Source organism: Winogradskyella sp. PC-19 (assembly GCF_002163855.1).
GTDB lineage: Bacteria > Bacteroidota > Bacteroidia > Flavobacteriales > Flavobacteriaceae > Winogradskyella.
In genome coordinates this window covers 607,957-628,634 of record NZ_CP019332.1, presented here as the reverse complement: position 1 = coordinate 628,634, position 20,678 = coordinate 607,957, and the positions used below count along the sequence as shown (strand labels likewise).

General features: G+C 32.4%; 17 protein-coding genes. 9 read left to right on the top strand and 8 right to left on the bottom strand.

Annotated features, from left to right (window positions below; translation table 11 throughout):
• Window positions 1-5 precede the first annotated feature (5 nt).
• Together BTO05_RS02925 and BTO05_RS02920 are read left to right on the top strand one after the other, a co-directional pair.
• Window positions 6-422 (top strand): hypothetical protein, encoded by a 417-nt coding sequence (locus BTO05_RS02925; protein WP_087491222.1) that lies wholly within the window; start codon window positions 6-8, stop codon window positions 420-422.
• A 13-nt stretch (window positions 423-435) separates the two neighbouring features.
• Window positions 436-1,671 (top strand): DUF6638 family protein, encoded by a 1,236-nt coding sequence (locus BTO05_RS02920; RefSeq protein ID WP_087491221.1) that lies wholly within the window; start codon window positions 436-438, stop codon window positions 1,669-1,671.
• 50 nt (window positions 1,672-1,721) lie between these two features.
• Here BTO05_RS02920 and BTO05_RS02915 read toward each other — a convergent pair whose 3' ends face one another.
• Entirely contained in the window at window positions 1,722-4,532 is a 2,811-nt protein-coding gene (locus tag BTO05_RS02915) for a trypsin-like peptidase domain-containing protein (protein WP_087491220.1), read from the bottom strand.
• A 125-nt stretch (window positions 4,533-4,657) separates the two neighbouring features.
• Between BTO05_RS02915 and BTO05_RS02910 the strand changes: the two genes are divergently transcribed.
• From BTO05_RS02910 to BTO05_RS02895, 4 genes are all read left to right on the top strand, one after another.
• The gene (locus BTO05_RS02910) at window positions 4,658-5,206 is read left to right on the top strand and encodes a hypothetical protein (RefSeq protein WP_087491219.1); all 549 of its coding nucleotides are present in this window, start codon (window positions 4,658-4,660) and stop codon (window positions 5,204-5,206) included.
• A gap of 11 nt (window positions 5,207-5,217) precedes the next feature.
• Window positions 5,218-6,915, top strand: a complete 1,698-nt coding sequence (locus tag BTO05_RS02905; RefSeq protein ID WP_087491218.1) for a hypothetical protein — start codon at window positions 5,218-5,220, stop codon at window positions 6,913-6,915.
• Window positions 6,916-6,917: 2 nt separating this feature from the next.
• Window positions 6,918-7,682 (top strand): hypothetical protein, encoded by a 765-nt coding sequence (locus tag BTO05_RS02900; RefSeq protein WP_087491217.1) that lies wholly within the window; start codon window positions 6,918-6,920, stop codon window positions 7,680-7,682.
• A 63-nt stretch (window positions 7,683-7,745) separates the two neighbouring features.
• Window positions 7,746-8,225 carry a hypothetical protein gene (locus tag BTO05_RS02895; protein ID WP_087491216.1) on the top strand — a complete coding sequence of 160 codons (480 nt, stop codon included), beginning with the start codon at window positions 7,746-7,748 and terminating at the stop codon, window positions 8,223-8,225.
• Here the strand turns inward: BTO05_RS02895 and BTO05_RS02890 are convergent.
• Together BTO05_RS02890 and BTO05_RS02885 are read right to left on the bottom strand one after the other, a co-directional pair.
• Window positions 8,222-8,686, bottom strand: a complete 465-nt coding sequence (locus tag BTO05_RS02890; protein ID WP_087491215.1) for a GNAT family N-acetyltransferase — start codon at window positions 8,684-8,686, stop codon at window positions 8,222-8,224. The genes BTO05_RS02895 and BTO05_RS02890 overlap by 4 nt on opposite strands.
• Window positions 8,676-9,695: a formimidoylglutamase gene (locus BTO05_RS02885; RefSeq protein ID WP_087491214.1), complete on the bottom strand. Its 1,020-nt coding sequence runs from the start codon at window positions 9,693-9,695 to the stop codon at window positions 8,676-8,678. Before BTO05_RS02885 ends, BTO05_RS02890 begins: the two co-directional genes overlap by 11 nt.
• A gap of 95 nt (window positions 9,696-9,790) precedes the next feature.
• Here BTO05_RS02885 and BTO05_RS02880 point away from each other — a divergent pair, with 95 nt between their 5' ends.
• Window positions 9,791-10,675 (top strand): chromosome partitioning protein ParA, encoded by an 885-nt coding sequence (locus BTO05_RS02880; RefSeq protein ID WP_087491213.1) that lies wholly within the window; start codon window positions 9,791-9,793, stop codon window positions 10,673-10,675.
• Between the two features lie 54 nt (window positions 10,676-10,729).
• On the opposite strand, the gene BTO05_RS02875 is transcribed toward BTO05_RS02880, so the two are convergent.
• From BTO05_RS02875 to fumC, 3 genes are all read right to left on the bottom strand, one after another.
• On the bottom strand, window positions 10,730-11,308 hold the full coding sequence (locus tag BTO05_RS02875) for a hypothetical protein (protein WP_087491212.1): 579 nt from the start codon (window positions 11,306-11,308) through the stop codon (window positions 10,730-10,732).
• Window positions 11,292-12,527: an imidazolonepropionase gene (gene hutI / locus BTO05_RS02870; RefSeq protein WP_087491211.1), complete on the bottom strand. Its 1,236-nt coding sequence runs from the start codon at window positions 12,525-12,527 to the stop codon at window positions 11,292-11,294. The genes BTO05_RS02875 and hutI overlap by 17 nt, the downstream gene beginning before the upstream one ends.
• Before the next feature lie 122 nt (window positions 12,528-12,649).
• Window positions 12,650-14,047 carry a class II fumarate hydratase gene (gene fumC / locus BTO05_RS02865; protein ID WP_087491210.1) on the bottom strand — a complete coding sequence of 466 codons (1,398 nt, stop codon included), beginning with the start codon at window positions 14,045-14,047 and terminating at the stop codon, window positions 12,650-12,652.
• A gap of 208 nt (window positions 14,048-14,255) precedes the next feature.
• Here fumC and BTO05_RS02860 point away from each other — a divergent pair, with 208 nt between their 5' ends.
• A complete protein-coding gene (locus tag BTO05_RS02860; protein WP_087491209.1) occupies window positions 14,256-15,533 on the top strand; it encodes an ammonium transporter in 1,278 nt (425 codons plus the stop codon).
• Between the two features lie 89 nt (window positions 15,534-15,622).
• A complete protein-coding gene (locus tag BTO05_RS02855; RefSeq protein ID WP_087491208.1) occupies window positions 15,623-17,428 on the top strand; it encodes a serine hydrolase in 1,806 nt (601 codons plus the stop codon).
• Here the strand turns inward: BTO05_RS02855 and BTO05_RS02850 are convergent.
• Window positions 17,425-18,087 carry an ABC transporter ATP-binding protein gene (locus BTO05_RS02850; RefSeq protein ID WP_087493270.1) on the bottom strand — a complete coding sequence of 221 codons (663 nt, stop codon included), beginning with the start codon at window positions 18,085-18,087 and terminating at the stop codon, window positions 17,425-17,427. The genes BTO05_RS02855 and BTO05_RS02850 overlap by 4 nt on opposite strands.
• Window positions 18,088-18,133: 46 nt before the next feature.
• A complete protein-coding gene (locus BTO05_RS02845) occupies window positions 18,134-20,578 on the bottom strand; it encodes a DUF5916 domain-containing protein (protein WP_087491207.1) in 2,445 nt (814 codons plus the stop codon).
• Window positions 20,579-20,678 lie beyond the last annotated feature (100 nt).

Below are 20,678 nucleotides of genomic sequence, written 5' to 3'. Positions count from 1 at the left end.
TTGCGATGTCAAGGATTGATAACATAAAATTAGATCAAATAATAAAAATTTTAGGTGAAAGTGCTCATCAAAACGAAGCTTATTTTGGGATAACAGGGAATGATTTTCCTGATATACAAGCAAATGAAGATGGATTAATACCTTTTGCCCGTCAATTGCTAAAAGCAGTTAAATTATTTGAGGATCGAAAATTAAATAATAATGAATCTATTCCAATTAATAAAGGCAATTGGTGCTATTTATATGGTGCTTTAGAAAATGTCATCCCTGTATATGATAATAGATATGAATTTCTAAAAAGCCGTGAAAAGCCATCAGCTCTAAAAGAAAAAATTAAAGGAATCATTTTTGTTATTTTTCTTGTCATTATAATTTTTTTCACATTAATAGGAATTTTTGAGCTTATCGGTTGGTTTAATTGAAGAATAGCAATTTATGCAAAAACTAAAACAAGCAAATTTATACAGAAGTGAACTTATTCCAGTAAGTGGAAAACTCGTCGAACGTTATAACAAATGTTTAGTTAAGTTGGGTTTTACAGCTACCAAGCTCAAAAAGTTTTCAATTGATGGTGTAGGTTGGAGTCCAGAAGTTGCAGAAGAAAAAAAAGACGAAAATTATTTATGTAACGGTGCTTCAAACCCTCATGGTATTATTATTTCACCATTACAGAATAGAAAACCAGTGTATTCGCCGTATCATTCTTTTGACAGAGATATGATGCAATTAATTTTCAAGAGTTATTCGAAAAAGATTAATGACATTACTAGGGATTCTGCTATAATTATAGATTTTGACCAAAAAATTGATACGTTTTATGAACCTTTAGATGTACTTAAGTATGATGAGATTACCATTAATTTTCATCTAATGGATAATCTATACCATCAACAGCGCGAGCAATTTCAGTTGATTGAAAAGTTTAAAACCAATCATAATTTTATAAACGAAGAATTACAAAATCAAATTCTAGAATCAGCAAAGCAATATGGAGATTTAAGAGGTAGAGACTTAGAATTACCAAATCTAAAATTTAAGTCTGGTTCCTTTTATACTAAGGCATTCAATGGTGTTTATGTTTTAAGAGATTTTATAAAAACAATTGTTGTTTTTGAGGATATGGAATCTTATAAAGAAGCCATAAAAGACACAATACATGATGTTTTAATTTATCATATTTCTCAACCTGAATTAATCGAGAAACTTCGTGATCACATTATTATCGAGGTAAATCTCGAAGATATTGTCAATACAAGTAAATATGATAGAATTAAGAAATTCGAATTTGCACAACTATTGACTGAGACACAACATCCAATTAATGACATACTTTCAGACTCTATGTTGTTTAAGAGTTATCTCAATAAGATTGATATTAAATCTCGTAAGCAAGTTATGAGTGTTGAGTTATATCTTGAAAAATTAGAGCGTAGTAACGCTTTTAAATTAGAAGATATGGTAGACGAACAAATGTATTTTGCACTACATAAACCACATTCTTCATTATCTGTACAGCATCAAGATTTAATCTGGAGGCTTTTGATTAATGTAGCCCCAAAAGATGTATTGTTTTTATATTGGTATAACAAAGACCAGTTTTATAAGAGTTATGATACATGGGATGACTCGTTCAGGGATTGGGTGATTATGACTATTACTAAAAATATATAAAAAAAAGCCTCATGTACTCATGAGGCTTTTTACTGTTTATTTATTAATCCTTAATTCTTTATTATTTTAATAACAGATGTAAGATTAGTATCACTATTTTGAATTTTTATAAAGTAAATCCCAATATCTAAATTAGTCATATCTATTTGCGTTGAACGCAAATTATCAGTGTTGCTAATTGTATTTATCTTTTTTCCAGTAATACTATATAATTCAACCTTGTTAAAATTTACTTTTGATTGAATATTAATATAATCACGAGTAGGGTTTGGATAAACTGTAAAATTCACTAAGTCATTTTCTGAATTACTTAGAACTTTATTAGGCGCAAAAGTATATTTACCACCAATCTCAGCAAAATTTCCGGTAAGCGTTACTCCATTATCATATGTGCCTAAAGTAACAGAACTTATCTCCCGAGTTCCTGTTCTTAAATTTCTCTCCATAAATAAATCAGACCTTGTACTAGATCCACCTGCTGCACTAACTGCATTTTCCCAGCCAGCTATTTCTGCTTCAGTAAAGTAGAATGTAACATTTATATTACCATTTACATTTTCCTCAGTAGATGAGATTGTAAACTGCTTCTCCATTGCTAAATCTACACCAGTAGAACCATTATGACTCACACCATTAGTACCTTCTCTTGTCACAGATATCCCTGTACAACCAAAGTTATTATTAGCATTGTTTGTGAAATTTGCCATAATATTACCTGATAACGAATCGTATGCATACATTGTCCCTAAACCGTTAATTAAAGATTGTGTGTTACTTGCGCCAGAATTAATTGTCGTTTGTATTTGTGCTTCACCTAGACCAATCAAGGATATGTTGTCAAGTGCTAAAGCATAAGACCAATTTGATAAATCATTATATAAAAATGATACAAGTACATTAGACTGACCTATTACCGATGATAAGTCTACACTCATATTTCCCCAATTATTAAATGTTGGGATTTCACTACCCGCATTTTGCCAAGAAACACCATTGTCTATTGAAGTTTGTACATATAAATCAGATGCGTACTGATCGTTGGAATCTAAATATTTTATATCAAAATTTAGAAAGGCACTATTTAATTGAGATAAATCTATATTATTTGCATATCGTAGTCGCTCTTCGCTCATATCACAATTACAGGCATCGTCGTTTACAAAAATGAAGTTAGTTGTATTTCCATTGGCACTCCAATTTGCAGATGATGCATCAGTAGCATTACCAATCTGAAAGTTACTTGTACCATTTCCAGTTACTACCCAATTTGATAAATCTGACTCAAAATCCTCAGTCATTAGCGATGTTTCACTGCCTATCTCTGGTCCATAATCATCATCCATTATTGTATGCGTAAAACTACTATTCTGATCTAAATTTGCATCTCCATCATTTGCATCTAGAGATAAACTCAATGTAAAATCCTCATTTCCTTCAACATATGCATCATTATAAATTCTCAGAGTAATCTGTTTGTCTTCATCCTCGCCAGCTAAAAAAGTAATTGGATTAGGGCTTAATATTTCAAAATCAGTTCCTTCAGTTGCTGTACCAGAAGTGTTTATAGTTACATCTGCATTTTCAGATGGAGGTAAAGCTATCCTAAGGTCAAAAATAATTTCTTGAAAAGTACAATCTGAACCTTCTGAGCTATCACTTGGAATAGTGCTAAAACTAATTCTAGGAGAATCTGGGTTAGGATCATCAATAGCACCGTCTATATTAGTTATAATACTTCCAAGAGCATTAATTATCTCATCAGATCTACCTGCTGCACCATTAGGGCAACCACCAGTATTATGAAGCCCAATCACCAAATGATCACTATATCTTAATACAGGAGAGCCAGAACTTCCTCCTTCAGTATCATGAAAGTATTCTACTCTTGCTCCACCATCACCAGCATTTGTTACAACAGTGTATCCATTAGGACCTGGATTTGTATCAGTAAAAACAGCAATTTCGTTTCGTCTACCACCTGGATGTTGAGGATGATAGATACGTTCACCAACTGCTGGAGGAGTTGAAGCTAAACTAAGATAACCGTATGTATTTGTTGGGTTAACAGGTAACTGAACAAGTGTAAAATCAAGAGCATTATTTGTTTGTATAAAAGTTGATGAAGATGCTACCAAATCTGATACATCTGAATTTAGGCCTGAACAATCACTATTACGAAAGTTGAATAAAAATTCAGTATTTGCAGCACTAGCAGCATCACCTATACAATGATTATTTGTCATTATATGTCCTTCAGTTCCGATTAACCAACCTGTGCAAAGACTGGCACCTCCGATGAGTAGTCTACATATGGCATTAGATTTACGACCAATTTCAGTGCCATCATAACAAGCAGCTTGTTCTCTTTCATCACCACTACAAACAGTTTCTAATTGCTGAGAACTGATTTCAAAAGCACCAGAAATTTTATCAATAGGATAACCATAAGCAACTTTTGTAATATCAAAACCATAATGATTACCATTACCATTTTGACTATGTAACTCAACAATAATATGGTCTTCCCAAATAGTTTTTGACCAAAATTTATCTAAGGTTTGGTTGCTGTTGATCACTTTACCAGAGCCAGTGTATATAATTTCTTCTCCTGATACAGCTCCATATATTTTAAGAAAGTCACCCGTGTTTAAGTCAAAATTTTCAAAATATAACTTTATATACCCAGAACCTGTTGACCTAAATTCTTTAGAATATACGATTCCAGAGTCATTATTGCTATAATCTAAGCTAGAGGTAAAGTTAACTTCAATTTCATCTCCAACTTTTAATGGTGCAGATATTTCTTGTGAATAGGCAAATAAACCAGTAAAAAGTACTAGAAAAAGTAGATGTTTTTTCATAATTATGTGAATAATTTTTTCAATTTGATAAAACTAGTAATTATTATTTATATAGCATAAAAAAATAAATTTGTGCTTAGCGTAACATTAGCATAATTTTAATGACTAATAAAATAAAATAAAAAATGGGACTAGAACTCGTAATATTTATTTCAGCCATCCTTTTTGGGATTTTTCTTTATTGGAGAGAATCTAATGGAAATGGCTTATATCGAACATTAAATAAAATTGTAAATAGCAAAGAACTACAGATGTCTCCTGATGACCAAAAAGGCTTTGTTTACAAACAAGGTATATTACCCCGTATAATTTTTGTAGTAAGTTTAGTTTTAATTGCTGCCTTAATTGTTGAATTTTTAACGCCATTAGCTGTATTTTCAAGTTATAACGGTATTTCAGCTTTTGCTTCATTTGCAGTAGGAACACTACTTGGAACATACTTAGCGAGTTTTGTCATAAAATCTTCTGAGGTTATTGAAGAAAAAAGTGATTCTATAAGTGATACAGTTGGTGACGCTGTAGAAAAGGGGAAAGATTTTATCGAAGACTTAAAAACTAAAGATGCTAAAGTTGTAGAAGTGGCAAAAAAAGAAATAGAAGCTGAGCCAAAGAACGATTTTAAAGCCAAAGAGAAATCTGCACGTGAGCGATTGAAAGATAAAGGCTTAATGTAATTTTACTTATTATGATAAAATCTTACTGGAAAAAAGGACGAAAGCAAAGAATAATTACTGTATTACTAAGTTTAGTATTGCTTATTCTATTATTTGTTTTACGAGACGACTACCAACCAGCACTGTTATTCTTCAGAAAATACCTTTTTGTTATCGTAGTTTGTCTTATCCTATTGTTTTTAGGATTGCGTAAATTTCGTAAAACAGCGAGTACAGGTGGGCGTTTAGGAATCCTAGGTTTACTCATTCTCTTTTTTGGTGTATTATATATATTTGGTTGGCATTATGGGATGTACGATTATATGAAGACCTATAACGTATTCAACAACTTGAATAAAGTTGAAATCCATGAATTGCCATTAACACAAAACGAACGTATTCAACCATTACGTAATATATTTTCAATGGCTAACGAAAGTGTAGGAGAAACAAAAGATGTTTCATTACCACACTTAGTAAGAGTAGATGATGAAAATAAATGGACAATGGCAATACAGCCTTCAGAGAAATACATAATGCAACGAATTAGCGATAATACTGAGGAAGTATTTTCGGTAAGTAGTACAACGCCATTCCCACGTTTCTCTAATGAAAATAGAATTCCTGTTACGTTTTCAATAGGCGAAACTTTAAAGTTCAGTAGAAACACTTATAATGCAGTAGTTCAAAGGTTTAATCCTTGGATGTTATTTAATTACGAACCAAGTGATACCTTTTATATGAAGAATGATAACGGTGATTGGGTACAAGTGGTGAGTTTAATTAAATGGAAAGGTTTTTTCTTTCCGTATCCTACATTTGGTGGTGTAATGATTGTAGATAATGGTGAACATGATTTTAATGATTATATAGAGCGTATTACTATCGGTAAAGGCACATTCGTTGGTCCAGAGAGTATTAAGGACTATCCATTTTTAAATAAGCAAAACACATTGTCTGAAAAAGTATCGCAACTACAAGCTGAATCTTTAAAATTCCTTGGAGGTTTTAGTGATCCATTACCATGGAATATGGAAACAGCTGTAAAGATACCAGATATGCCAAAAGACCAAAATCAGCAACCATATGTTACAGATTTTGATTTTGTGGATAGCAATACAAATGCTTACAGTGGTTTATACCATTGGTTTGGCTTAGAGCCAATTGGAGTAGAACGTACAAGCTTAAGTTACAGTGTTTTTATTCCGGCAGATGGCTCTGATAAATTATTTTATTACGACCATGCAAGTAAAAAGCAAGGCTATGCTGGTGTTTCGGCGATGCCATTAAAGGTTAAGGAATCTCGTAAAGAGTACGATTGGAAAGCAAGTACACCAGTCGAGTTTAGGCCATATATAAAAGAAATTGCAGGTCGTAAACGTATGTTCTTTTTAGGAACGATATCTTCAATTAGTGACACTAATGCTGAACAGTTTGATGGATCGGCAACTCCAGATTTAGTGGTTATTGACAGTGAATACAGAGATGTTATTTGGATAGATGTAAAACATCCAAGTACTTGGGACGAAATGGTGTACAGTCAACTAAACGAAGCATGGCGCTCTAGTGAAGGTATTGGGTATTATTTTAATGAGAAAGAACCACAAGAAGACAGAGATATTCAGCAAGCTATAGATTCGTTAAGTATTATTCCTGAAATTAATGATAAATCTAAAGAGATAGAGATACTTCAACGTAAGTTGGATTCTCTTAAGTCTTTGGGAAATTAATTATGAACGATGATTCGAGTCGAATTATTAAATCTCACAAATTTTTTGGTTTTAGTTTATATGAGAAAAAACAGCACCAAAATTTAAAAATTGATTTTGATTTTGAATTTGTTAACTGCGATGATATTGGTCTATATGTTATTGGTAAATATCCAAGATTTAAATATTCAACATCCTCTTTCAATCAAGATTTTAACTGGCTATGGCATTCAATAGCTACATTGAGACTTACTATACTTAATCTTATAAATAATAGGGTTATTGAGGTATATAAAACTCAAAATACAACCTCATATTTGTTCAATACTTATAAAAATCAAAAAACAGACTATTATTTTAAAGTTATTGATTTACAATTAGACAAAGATTGGCTATCAGTACTTATCTATAAATCTATAAATGAGGTTAATTGTTTAAACTTTCCCACATTGTCAGATTACATAAAAGTTATAATTAATAAAATTATTTATAAGTATGGTGTTTATGACAATCCTTCCAAAGCATTTATGATAAAAACTCTTAGAGAGTATTCAAATAAATTTTCATGGATACATATTTATAAAGAGAAAAAATTTATGGGTTATATAGACGATTATCAGATTAAAGTTAAAGAAATTTATATCCCTAGAATGAATATGCAACATCAGTTGCTTAATGAAACCGATAATGACCTTTTTCATAATAATTATGAATATAAATACTTTTATAAAGCTTTAGCTAAAGAAATCATCAAAGATTTTAAAAGTAGAGAACCCAATAAGAATTAATATTATAACTAATATTTTGTAACAATTCTATAAGGTTTTAGACTTATAATGTAAAGTCTTTCAATGGGTTATATGGGTATGGGAATGCAAAAATGGATATATACGATGCGACCTCGTAAGCCATTTTCTATGCAACGAAAAGGCTCATTCACCTCGCTACCTAAGAATAATCGTGAATTTAAGTTACAACCATCTAAACGAAGTAATAGTTTCATTATAAGTATTGTAATTCTTTTATCTTTTGGGTTAATCATTTTTATAATGCTCCCAAGATGGATGGTTTATGAACAAAATCATTATAATCATCAAATAGAGGCAAAAAAAAGTAATGATTTATGGGCTTTCAATTTTTTAATGAAGTCAGGTAAATACAGATTAGAAAAACAAAATTATATTGGTGCTTATTCTGAATTTAAGTTAGCTCAAGCAATTTATCCGAATAACAGTGAAATAGAAGAACTACTTAAGGAAACAGTTATTTTTACATGCTATAATCATGGTTTAAACTGTGAAACACATAATATGTTTGACATCGATGACTAAAACTCTATCAGCATCTTAATATCCGCACGCTGATAAGGATTGTCTTTTTCTAACACTTGTTCTTTAAAACCATATTTGCGATAGAGATATATGGCATTCTCTAGTTTGGTGTTAGAATAGAGCATGAGTGCTTTAAGTTCTTTTTGTTTGGCAAAATCGATACAATGTTGCAATAATTTCTGACCAATTTTTTGACCACGCGCATCTGGTAAAACAGCCATTTTAGTAAGTTCTAAAACACCTTCTTTTTCAGTTGGCATCAATGCAACGGTTCCTAAAACTTTGCCTTCATTTTTTGCAAAGAATATAAAACCACCTTTATTAATAATATAAGTCTCTGGTTTGCTTAAAACCTCTTTATCATATGGTTCTACGTAAAAGAAAGTTTCTAACCATTCAATATTATAGTCATAGAAATACTTTGCGTATTGAGAGTCGTAACCTATTATTTTAACGTCCATGTGCTTTTATAAAATCTGTAATGAGATAAGAAATAAATTTCCCCACTTTAGTTTCGGTCTTTTTCTTCGGTGCAGCTTCACAAATATGCAAATATGTTGCGTTTTTATGATTACCAATATGACTTATAAAGCGTCTCGCTTGGTTAGTACTAAATCCACTTGGCGTCATTGCGCTACTCGGCATATTTTTAATAGCATCGCAGTCTATTTCTATACCAAAGTTGGAAGAAGATACGTGAGATATTGCACGTTTAACTTCAGATTTAAAGGTCAGTTTTTTTCTAACGCATATATCTTCAAACGTATTAAATTCAACAGTTTTAATCTTATTTAGTGTATCAAGACTATTCTGGGAAATATAATTTTCATGTAACCCAAAAATGAAATAATTCTTCAAAAAACCTTCGTTATATGCATAACTAAAGCCATTACCACTATGTCTGCCTTCTTCGGGTCTAAAATCGTGATGTGCATCGAAGTTTACGGCATTTATAGGCTTATTTAGTGCTAAAGATGTACCTTTTATGTTTCCGTATGCATTATTATGTCCGCCGCCAATAACTATAGGTGTTTTACCAGCCTTAATTATAGAAAACATTAAATGAGATACATCTGCATCAACTGTTCCAGTAAGTTTTCTGGCTAGAGTAATTTGTTTTTTAGAAGATAGCTGTTGGTCTTTTAATGATTTTCTAGTTTCAGAATAGTCTAAATGACCTAAAATTAAGATGCGTTTTGGGTTGATAAAAGCATTACTTTGAGTATTTAACAAAACTTTTATAGTAGCTTCCCAAGCCTTGTATGTGCCTGATTTTCCATAGTTTGCAATTACACCTATATCTTCTGAAATACCAAAAATGACATAGTCAACGTCCAATGCTAAAATATCGTCGTATATGTTAGTGAGGTTGTTAATCAACTGAACATGTTCGCCAAATTTGGTTTCGCCTTTTCGAGTGTTAATACACAACTTAAGGTCATTAGACGTAAATAGAATGAGATTTTGCATCCTTGTTAATTTTGAATAAAATTAATGTTTAATATGATATCAAACTTGAATTAAACTTAAAAACAAGAATTAATAATAACTTAAAAACAAGAACTATGAGTGGAACAAATAATAATATCGGTTTAAAGGTAGGTTTAGGAATCCTACTCGCCTTATTTTTAGGAACAGGATTTTATGCTTCTAAATTATACAGCGAGAAAAAAGAAACTGAGGCAACACTAGTTAACGAAAAGAAACAAGTGATGAATGACTTAAATGTCATGGCTAAGCAGTACGATGCTGCGATTGGAGAAAATGAGGTTTCTAATGCGAAATTAGTAGAAGCTAGAGAGCGTATTCAAGGTTTGATGGATTCTTTAAAAGTATCTCAAAATAGTGTTGGTAGCTTATGGAGATACAAAAAGAAATATTTGGCTTTGCAAAAAGAAATGGACGTACTGTTAGTAGAAAACGACCGTTTAAAAGTAGAAAATGAATTATTAGCGACTTCACTAGATAGTACACAGATTCAATTGGCTGAGCGTTCTGCATTTACTGATTCGCTTTTAGTTCAGAATATTGAATTAGCAGATGTTGTTAAAGATGCTGGAGCCTTACAAACAACAGGACTTAAAGGTTTTGGGGTAATAGAAAGAAGTAGTGGGAAGCAAATCCCAACAGAGCGCGCTAGACGTAGTGATAAGATTAAAGTTTGCTACACAGTTGCTAGAAACACTTTAGCAGATGCTGGCGACAAAGAATTGTATGTTCAGATTATTGATCCACAGAGTAATGTTTTAGGTGCTAATAATCAAGTTGAATTTGAAGAGCAAATACTTAATTATAGTTTAATTAGTCGTTTTAACTACGAAAACAGAAATCTAAATATTTGCGAATTTGTAGCACCTACAGGTGATGAGAAATTTGAAAAAGGTCGTTATGTAGTTAATGTATTTAATGAAAACACATTAATTTCTACTTCTGAGTTTACGCTTAGGTAGAAAATATAAATTGGTTGGTTAGTTTATAGAAAAAGTCTGATGCAGATGAACACATCAGACTTTTTTGTTTTGTAAAGCCAAGATACAGGTCTCTCTAATGTTCCAAACTTCTTCAAAACTATATGGAATAATACCTGTTTTAAGCCAATTCTTAATGTAATTTCTGTGCATTTGAACCTTATAAGTGTTTACCTGTTCAGGAATTATTTCTTCCTCTTCTAAAAGATAATCTTCAAATTTTACATTCTGACTATTCGGGAATGTAATATCGTAACGTTTGCCTTTATACTTTAAGTAGCAATGTGCTTCAGGTATATATACTATTTCATATTTTTCTAACACAGAATGGATACTTTTTGTGTTTTCGGCATTCATTTTATAAATACCAATCCATAAGGATAAAGCCTCAAAATCGTTTTCAATTGCAACTTGTTTTAAAAAAGCGTGCTTTGAAGAGCAAGTGCCTTTGGCTTCAGTAATTATTAGTTCTAAATTTTTCCTATTAGAATTCCGCCCATATTGTAATTGATGTACATGGTTATACAAATCATTAAATCTTAGGATTCCATGACCAATTGCAATCTTCGATAGTGGTTTATCTTTCGAGAGTCTAAAATTAAAGGACTTGTCCATTGACAATTACTGTATCGATTGGATTGTGAGCAAATTCATACGGTATTTGAGCATAACTTTCCATTTGTTTTGTAATGATAATATTTGCTTTTTTACCACGAGTTATACTGCCATACATATTACTGAAACCCATTGCATAGGCGCCATTTATAGTTGCTGCATTTATAGCTTCTTCTGGTGTCATTTTTAACTTTATACATGCAGTGCTTACAACAAAATTCATGTTGCCACTTGGTGTAGAACCAGGATTGTAATCTGTAGCGATAGCTAACGGTAATCCGGCATCAATTATCTGTCTAGCAGGTGTGTATGGGATTCCCAAAAAGTATGAGCAAGCAGGTAAGGAAACTGGCATGGCATCACTCTCTTTTAAAGCTTCAATATCATTGTCATCTAGTTCTTCTAAGTGATCAACAGATAAGGCTTTATAATCAACACCAAGTTTTACACCACCAAGAATATTAAATTGATTGACGTGTATTTTTGGAGTGAGATTGTGTTTTTTTCCAGCTTTTAAAATAGCTTCAGTATCTTCAACAGAGAAATAACCATCTTCACAAAACACGTCGATATATTTTGCAATACGTAGTGCTGAGGCTTTAGGTATTAACTCATTAATAATCTTATCTATATATTCTTTTTTGTTGTCTTTAAATTCAGCCGGAATTGCATGTGCAGCCAATAAAGTTGGTGCGATTTTAGCTAAAGTATCCTGTTTAATACGTCTTATGACTTTGAGCATTTTTAGCTCAGTTTCAACGGTTAAACCATAACCAGTCTTAATTTCTACTGCTCCTGTTCCCATGGCAATCATTTCGTCCAATCGTTTCATGGATTGCTCATATAATTCAGCTTCAGAAGCATCTTTTAGTTGTTTTGCAGAATTTAAAATTCCTCCACCACGATTTGCAATCTCCGCATACGTCAACCCATTAATTCTGTCAACAAATTCAGGAACGCGATTACCTGCATAAACGATGTGTGTATGTGAGTCACACCAAGAAGGCAAAACAATTTTCCCTGTAGCATCAATTTCTGTTTCGGCATCAATACCTTCACAAAAATCCATAGTACCAAACTCTACAATAGTGTCGTCTTGTATGTATAAATAAGCATTCTCTATCACAGGAAGCTTATTCATATCTGCACCTTTTACTATAGTTACACTATTTTCGTGTACTTGGACAAGTTGTTTTATATTTTTTATAAGAATAGACAATGAGATATAGGTTTTGGTTTAGAAAGAAATCAATTTACAAAAAAATCAAACTATTAGAAAAGAAAAACTGCCATTTCAAATTAAATTGAAATGGCAGTTTAAAAGTGTTTTTGAATAAATAATTACTTTAGACTTCCAACCATATCTTCAGGTTTTACCCATTCGTCATAATCTTCGGCAGTAACATACCCCAAATTGATAGCTTCTTCTTTTAAGGTTGTTCCGTTTTTGTGGGCTGTATTTGCAATTTCTGCAGCTTTATAATAACCAATCTTAGTATTCAAAGCAGTAACTAACATTAAAGAATTATTAAGTAATTCTTTAATTACAGCGTGATTTGGTTCGATACCAGAAGCACAATGTTCATCGAAGCTTACACAAGCATCTCCAATTAACTGTGCTGATTGTAATAAGTTAGCTGCCATCATTGGTTTAAATACATTAAGCTCGTAATGACCTTGTGTACCACCAACAGTAACTGCGATATCGTTACCCATAACTTGTGCGCATACCATGGTCAAAGCCTCACACTGTGTTGGATTTACTTTACCTGGCATGATTGAGCTTCCTGGTTCGTTAGCAGGAATAATTATTTCTCCAATACCAGAACGAGGACCAGATGCCATCATACGAATATCGTTTGCAATTTTATTTAGAGATACAGCAACTTGCTTCAAAGCGCCATGTGTTTCTACGATAGCATCATGAGCAGCTAGGGCTTCAAACTTATTTTTTGCAGTGATGAATGGTAAGTTTGTAAATTCTGCAATGTATTTTGCTACTAAAACGTCATAACCTTCTGGAGTATTTAAGCCAGTACCAACTGCTGTACCACCTAATGCTAGTTCGCTTAAATGCTTTAATGTATTTTCTAAAGCTATAATGCCATGATCTAATTGAGATACATAACCCGAAAATTCTTGTCCTAAAGTTAAAGGTGTAGCATCCATTAAGTGCGTACGACCAATTTTTACAACATTATTGAATTCTATTGATTTTTTATGAAGTGTATTTCGTAATTGAATGATTCCAGGAATCGTCGTTTCAACAATTTTTTTATATCCCGCAATATGCATTCCTGTTGGAAATGTGTCATTTGATGATTGTGATTTATTAACATCATCATTTGGCTGAATGGTTTTTTCACCTTCACCAATAACTTTTCCTGCAATTTGATGTGCACGATTTGCAACAACTTCATTTACATTCATGTTACTCTGAGTACCAGAACCAGTTTGCCAGATAACCAAAGGAAATTGGTCATCATGTTTTCCATCTAAAATCTCATCACAAACCTGAGCGATTAAATCGCGTTTCTCTTCGGGCAAAACACCTAATTCACAATTGGTATAAGCAGCTGCTTTTTTAAGATAAGCAAAGCCATAAACAACTTCAAGTGGCATAGATGCTGGTGCACCAATTTTAAAGTTGTTTCTAGAACGTTCAGTTTGTGCGCCCCAAAGCTTATCAGAAGGGACTTTTACGTCTCCCATCGTATCTTTTTCTATTCTATATGTCATGTTAAATCTAGATTTTTTTTGTATTCTGCAAATTTACAACTTAAAGCCCTTTTTATAAAGTAATTAACTTTGATTTATGTGACAGAATTTTGCGAATATCTAATTTTAAAAGGGACATTTTTACGAATTCTACATTGAAATTCAGATAGATAAATCATAATTTGTCATCGATTTTAATCCAAATTCTAACTTAATTATTTTCACCACCATGGGAAAAAAAATCAACTTTATTGTCCTTACAATTATCGTCATTTTTTGTGCTTTTACTGCAACAAGTTATCAAGAATTAACTTCTGTAATTGATAAAGCAGATACTGCTTGGATGCTAGTTGCAAGTGCGTTTGTTCTTTTAATGACACCAGGTTTATCTTTTTTTTATGGAGGAATGATAAATAAAAAGAATGTGATTTCTACGATGCTTCAAAGTTTTGTAGCGCTAGGTGTAATTAGTGTTCTTTGGGTTTTAGTTGGTTTTAGTTTGGCTTTTGGAGACAGTATCGGAGGTATTATTGGTAATCCTTTGACGTTCCTAAATTTTAAAAACGTTGGTATCGAGCCAAACCCAGACTTTTCTGAGACAATTCCGTTTCTTTTATATGCTTTATTTCAATTAAAGTTTGCCATAATAACACCAGCTCTAATTACAGGAAGTTTTGCAGGACGTATTCGTTTTCGAAGTTATATTTTGTTTATGGTATTGTTTAGTCTTTTGATATATAGTCCTCTGGCACATATGACTTGGCATCCAGATGGTTTACTTAGAAATTGGGGAGTACTCGATTTTGCAGGAGGAACCGTGGTACATATGTCAGCAGGTTTTGCTGCTTTAGCTGGTGCAATTTATTTAGGAAAACGTAAAAAAGCATTAGAAACTCATGCTAATGTACCTTACGTAATTTTAGGAACAGGATTATTATGGTTTGGTTGGTTTGGTTTTAATGCTGGCTCAGCTTTAGGAGCAAATGGTGATGCAGTTATAGCTTTTGCAAACACAAACGTAGCCTCTGCAACAGCAATGATAACTTGGTTGTTTTATGAACGTTTTATGGGACGTAAAATGTCAGCTATTGGGGCCTGTATTGGAGCAGTCGTAGGTTTAGTAGCAATTACACCAGCTGCTGGTTTTGTAAATATTGGGCAATCTGTATTGATAGGTTTTGTAGCTTCTATAATTTCTAATTGGATGATACATTTAAAGAATAAAACTAGTATTGATGATACTTTAGATGTTTTTCCTTCTCACGGAATTGGAGGCGTTGTTGGTATGATTTTAACAGCAGTTTTTGCAGCTAAGGTTGGATTAGTTTACGGAGAAACAGAAACGTTTTATTACCACATCATTGCATTAGTTTTAACAGCAGTCTTTACTTTCGGAGGTAGTTATTTATTATTTTTTATTGTAGATAAACTATTAAAAATGCGTGTTCGTGAAGACCAAGAAGAAAGAGGATTAGATTTAAGTCAGCATGGTGAAACTATTGAATAGCATAATTTATTTTGCTTTATAAGTAACATTTTTTGGTTTTAATACACTAATTTATACAACTCAATTAATGTAAATAAAAACCAATCCTCATGAAAATCCGTATTCTTTCAGTTTTACTTCTACTCGTCACTATATATTCTTATGCGCAAGTTGACAAACGCTTAAAAGGTATTGAAAAGCAATTTAATTCTATATTAGAAAGTACAAAAGCGCCAGGTTTTGCAGTAGCAATTGTCGAAGGAGATAAAATCATTTATGCGAAAGGTTTTGGTTATGCCGATTACGAAAATAAAGTTGCTGCTGACGCAAATACATTGTTTGCAATTGGTTCTTCTACAAAAGCGTTTACTTCATCTTTATTAGGTCTACTTAGAGAAGACGATAAGCTGTCCTTTAATGATAGCCCAAGAAAATATATTCAAGGATTAGAATTTTATAATGACGAAATGAATAATGGCATTATAATTAAAGATTTAATGCGCCATACTACAGGATTACCAAGACATGACGGTGCGTGGTATTTTTTCCCAAGTCATGATAAGGATAGTTTGACTAAACGCTTAAAATACCACGAACCATTTACCGGATTAAGACAAAAATGGTATTACAATAACTTCGGATTTTTGCTGCAAGGTGTTATAACAGAAAAATTGACTGGTAAAACTTGGGAAGAAAATATCGAAGAAAAATTCTTTAAGCCACTTGGAATGAATCGTTCAAAAACAATGATAAGCGGTATGAAAGAGAGTACTAATAAGGCGTTTGGTTATACTTTGGATACGGATAGAAATATTGAAAAAATGGACTACTATGATATTGCTGGTATGTCACCAGCAGGAAGCATTAATAGTAGTGTAAATGATATGAGTCAGTGGTTAATTATTTGGATTAATAACGGAAAATTTAATGATAAACAAATTATTCCTGAAAACTATATTAAAGAAGCTATGAGTTCTCAAGCAGTTGTAGCAGGCGGAAATCCTAGTGAAGAGTTGCCTGGTGTTCATTTCGCAAATTATGGCTACGGTTGGTTTTTACATTCTTATAAAGGCCATTACATGGTAGAACATGGTGGGAATATCGATGGTTTTTCAGCTAGTGTTGGCTTTTATCCATCAGATAACATAGGTGTAGTAGTTCTGGCTAACCAAAATGGCTCGGCTGTACCACGTTTGGTTAGAAATACAGTGGCAGATCATATGCTTAAAGTTGAAAAAACTGAATGGGCAAAAAAGCATAAAGAAGACCTTGAAAAAGCTCTGGAAGCTCAAGACAAAGTAATGGAAGACAAAGAAATGTCTAATGTAAAAAACACACGTCCATCTCACGCAAAACTAGATTATACCGGTTTTTATGAAAATGAAGGTTATGGTAAGTTTGAAATTATAGTTGAAAATGACTCCTTAATGACAACATTGAATGAAAATAAGATTTTTATAAACCATTTTCATTATGATACTTTTGAATTAATTGATTACAGTGACGGTAAAGTAGATTCTACAGAAATTGGTAGTTCACTAAAAATTAATTTTAAAACTAATGAATCAGGAGACATAGAATCTTTAACCACATCGATTGAACCAGCTACAGATGCTATAGTTTTTAAGAGAACTCCAAATACAATTGTAGTAGATGCAGAAACTTTAAAACAATATGTTGGTAGTTATGATTTAGTCGGACAAGAAGTTAAGTTTTATATTAAAGATGAAAATGTACTTTATGCTTTCTTAAAAGGACAACCTGAATACGAGTTAGTTCCAACTGCAGAACATAAATTCAATCTTAAAATTTTAGATGGCTATAAAGTTGAATTTGTTGAGTCTGAAGGTAAAATTACTACTGTGAAATTTATTCAGCCAAACGGTGTTTTTTCAGCAACAAAAAAGAATGATTAGTCAGTTATATTCCCATCAACCATAGTCAATTTTCTATCAGCCATATTGGCTAATTCTTGGTTATGAGTCACAATGACAAACGTTTGTTTAAACTCATCTCTAAGTTTAAAAAATAAACTATGAAGCTGCTCAGCAGATTCGCTATCTAAATTACCCGAAGGTTCATCTGCAAAGATAATTTTCGGGTTGTTTATCAATGCACGTGCAACAGCAACACGTTGTTGTTCTCCTCCAGACATGGCGTTTGGTTTATGATGTATACGTTCTGATAATCCTAAATAGGAGAGTAGTTCTTTTGCACGTTTCTCAGCTTCGGCTTTTGGTGTTTTATTGATAAAAGCAGGGATACAAACATTTTCTAATGCTGTAAATTCTGGTAACAACTGGTGAAACTGAAATATAAAACCAATATTAGTATTTCTGAATTTTGCTAAAGCTTTATCGTTTAGTTGATTAATAGCAGTGCCATTAATTACAAGTTGTGTTTCGTCTTTATAATCTGGTTTATCTAAAGTTCCTAATATTTGAAGTAGGGTAGTTTTTCCAGCACCAGAACTTCCTACTATAGAAATAATTTCACTTTCATTGATAGAAATGTTTACACCTTTTAGGACTTGTAAATTCTTGTATGCTTTAAATATTTTTTTTGCTGAAATGATAGCTGTCATAGACTGTGAAAATAATATTTAAAGTCTAGCTACACAATTAGCTACTACTATTATTTTTTTTGAAGACAGATTTTATACCATTAAAATCTATAAAGTACTGTAGTCTTAAGGAAAATTGATGTAATGCAGGCTGCTCAAAAAGATTGTTTAAGCTTCCTGAGAATGTATCAAAAGCATCATCATTAACGTTGAATAACTGATTACGATATAACGCTGTTAAGAAACTGCCTGGAGCAAATTGCCATTGATAACTCAAATCTACATTCCACGTGCTAAAATTCACGTTAGGGTCACTAGATATATTATCTAAATTATAACCAGATGCTGTTGTCAATCGCCCATTATCTAAAAGAGTAAATAAATCCTGGTCATAATCAACAGTATCCCAATAATGTCTTAAGTTTAATGAGACAGTATGTAATGGGTTAAATGTATAATTTGCTGTTATTGTATTAGTAACACGACGCCTATCGCGTTCTCCAAAAATTGTTTCGTCATTTTCTCTAGTAGCAAAACCACGTTCTCCTTTACGCTTATCGTATTCAACGTTATAAATTAAAAGAAATTTATCGTTAAAGCGATATCTTGGTTCTAATTCGAGATTTACAGACGTAAAATCACGACCATCTTCAAAAATAGCGCCTACTGATGCTCTAATATCATATGCAAATGGACGGTCGTAATTAGTTGAAATAAAACCACCAACACGAGCGAAATTTTCAAAAATAAATGGTCGACCATCACGTGACTCAAAATAATTAAACTGCTTACCGGGTCTTATTCTAAAATTAAATCCATAAGCATCAAGTGTTCTTTTTGCAATAGCAAAATAATTGATACCTATACTTAAACCAGTAAATGTATTTGGGCTAGCAAGACGTTCATAATTAATGAAACCATTAATCCTGTATCTATTTAATTTTTCTGTAGGCTCAAAGATCTCATAAGACCAATCTGCTCCAAAGTTATTAAGATTGTTTCTTAAGTTTAATCCTAAGTCATTAATATTGTATTTAGTATCAGCAAACCTGTGATCAAAGCTATAACGCCAATTACCGTGTGTTTTTCCAACAAAAAGAAAGCTGCTAAAACCCGTTTCAGCTTCAGCACCCTGAAAATCGACATAACTCATTCTTAACTCAGTATCAACTCTAAATGTATTTCTTTTGTTTTGAAAGTTGCTTACCAAAGCCGTAGCATTAGCATCTCTAAAACTTCCTTCTCTTAGTACATTAGTATTGATTAAACTAATGGATGAGTTGCCATTGTATTGTTGGTCTATAGCTAATACGCTATAATTTGCGAGTGGTTCTACAACTTCGTCGCGTAATACAACATCGTTATCGTCGGTAACTGTGGCTGTTGTTTTCTCGGTAATGGCATTTAAAATTCCAATACCTAAACCACTCTTAGTTCGTCCAGAGACTTTTATAGCATTTAAAACTTTAGTTGTATTTGGCCTGTTTAGATTTTCACCATCGGCTAAATCAACATTTCCGATTGGGGCACTACCAATTCGTCTTGAAAAGAATAAGCCTCCTTTACTAAATAAATCTACACCTTCAGTAAAAAATTGACGTTGTTCTCTAAAAGTTTGCTCAAAAGGACCAAGGTTTAATTCTAAATTATCAAAGCCAACTTGACTAAAGTCAGGAACTAAAGTAGCATCTAAAGTAAAGTTGTCTGTAATACCATATTTTACGTCTAGACCAAAACGTAAATCAGTTTCAGATTCTCCGTCAAATTCACTAGCAATACCTGTCATAAAAGGATACAGGTTTAATCTTACAGGTGGCTTAATATTATCTAAACCTTTCAATTCACCATGATATAGACCTATATTTCCTTGTGTTGGGTCGATAGGATTCCATGTGAAACGTGTTCGTGTCCGTCTTACTTCTCTGTGGTATTGGATTCCCCAAGTTGGTGTCTCTTGCTCAGGAAAACGTAAAGCGCGATATGGTATTTTCATTTCAACAGTCCAACCGTCATCATTAATCTTTACTGCACTTTGCCAAACTGCATTCCAACCAAAATCTTCTCCGATAGTTGGATTTACAATAGCATCGGCTTGTTGACCAGAGGCAAATACAAAAAATGTTATATCATTTTGAGCATCGTTATTTGGATTTAGAACTAATAGGAAAAAATCGGATTGACCAAAATCATCTCTGTTAGTCAATTGCTTCATTATTTTACTTGGGTCATCGTACATATATGCAGATACATAAATAGCTTGGTCATCATAAGTCATTTTGACCTCGGTACGTTCTGAATTTGGTGCTTTTAAACCTATTTCTGGTTGAAATGATATAAAATCTGTAGCTATCTCTGCAGATCGCCAAGCTGTATCGTCTAAAATACCATCAATTTTGGGTGATTTATTAGTTCTTTCAATATTATGTACTTTTTTAGTCTGAGCAAAGCTTATTGTAGCGATACAAAGGGAAAAGAAACTTATAAAAAGCGCTTTTGGATACATGTTTTTTATTGAAATAATAACTTGTGATTTTGATGGTGCAAATCTACTAAGCCATTAGCGTGAGTGCTCTTAATTAAAAGTTAAATATCAAAAAGTACAA

What these genes read in the sequence shown, in the direction of transcription:
- BTO05_RS02905 (WP_087491218.1), top strand. Translation starts at nt 5,218, where the DNA reads ATGATAAAATCTTACTGGAAAAAAGGACGAAAGCAAAGAATAATTACT.
- BTO05_RS02845 (WP_087491207.1), bottom strand. Translation starts at nt 20,578, where the DNA reads ATGTATCCAAAAGCGCTTTTTATAAGTTTCTTTTCCCTTTGTATCGCT.
- BTO05_RS02885 (WP_087491214.1), bottom strand. Translation starts at nt 9,695, where the DNA reads ATGCAAAATCTCATTCTATTTACGTCTAATGACCTTAAGTTGTGTATT.
- BTO05_RS02910 (WP_087491219.1), top strand. Translation starts at nt 4,658, where the DNA reads ATGGGACTAGAACTCGTAATATTTATTTCAGCCATCCTTTTTGGGATT.
- BTO05_RS02895 (WP_087491216.1), top strand. Translation starts at nt 7,746, where the DNA reads ATGGGTTATATGGGTATGGGAATGCAAAAATGGATATATACGATGCGA.
- BTO05_RS02920 (WP_087491221.1), top strand. Translation starts at nt 436, where the DNA reads ATGCAAAAACTAAAACAAGCAAATTTATACAGAAGTGAACTTATTCCA.
- fumC (WP_087491210.1), bottom strand. Translation starts at nt 14,047, where the DNA reads ATGACATATAGAATAGAAAAAGATACGATGGGAGACGTAAAAGTCCCT.
- BTO05_RS02925 (WP_087491222.1), top strand. Translation starts at nt 6, where the DNA reads ATGTCAAGGATTGATAACATAAAATTAGATCAAATAATAAAAATTTTA.
- BTO05_RS02900 (WP_087491217.1), top strand. Translation starts at nt 6,918, where the DNA reads ATGAACGATGATTCGAGTCGAATTATTAAATCTCACAAATTTTTTGGT.
- BTO05_RS02855 (WP_087491208.1), top strand. Translation starts at nt 15,623, where the DNA reads ATGAAAATCCGTATTCTTTCAGTTTTACTTCTACTCGTCACTATATAT.
- BTO05_RS02915 (WP_087491220.1), bottom strand. Translation starts at nt 4,532, where the DNA reads ATGAAAAAACATCTACTTTTTCTAGTACTTTTTACTGGTTTATTTGCC.
- BTO05_RS02875 (WP_087491212.1), bottom strand. Translation starts at nt 11,308, where the DNA reads ATGGACAAGTCCTTTAATTTTAGACTCTCGAAAGATAAACCACTATCG.
- BTO05_RS02890 (WP_087491215.1), bottom strand. Translation starts at nt 8,686, where the DNA reads ATGGACGTTAAAATAATAGGTTACGACTCTCAATACGCAAAGTATTTC.
- BTO05_RS02860 (WP_087491209.1), top strand. Translation starts at nt 14,256, where the DNA reads ATGGGAAAAAAAATCAACTTTATTGTCCTTACAATTATCGTCATTTTT.
- BTO05_RS02880 (WP_087491213.1), top strand. Translation starts at nt 9,791, where the DNA reads ATGAGTGGAACAAATAATAATATCGGTTTAAAGGTAGGTTTAGGAATC.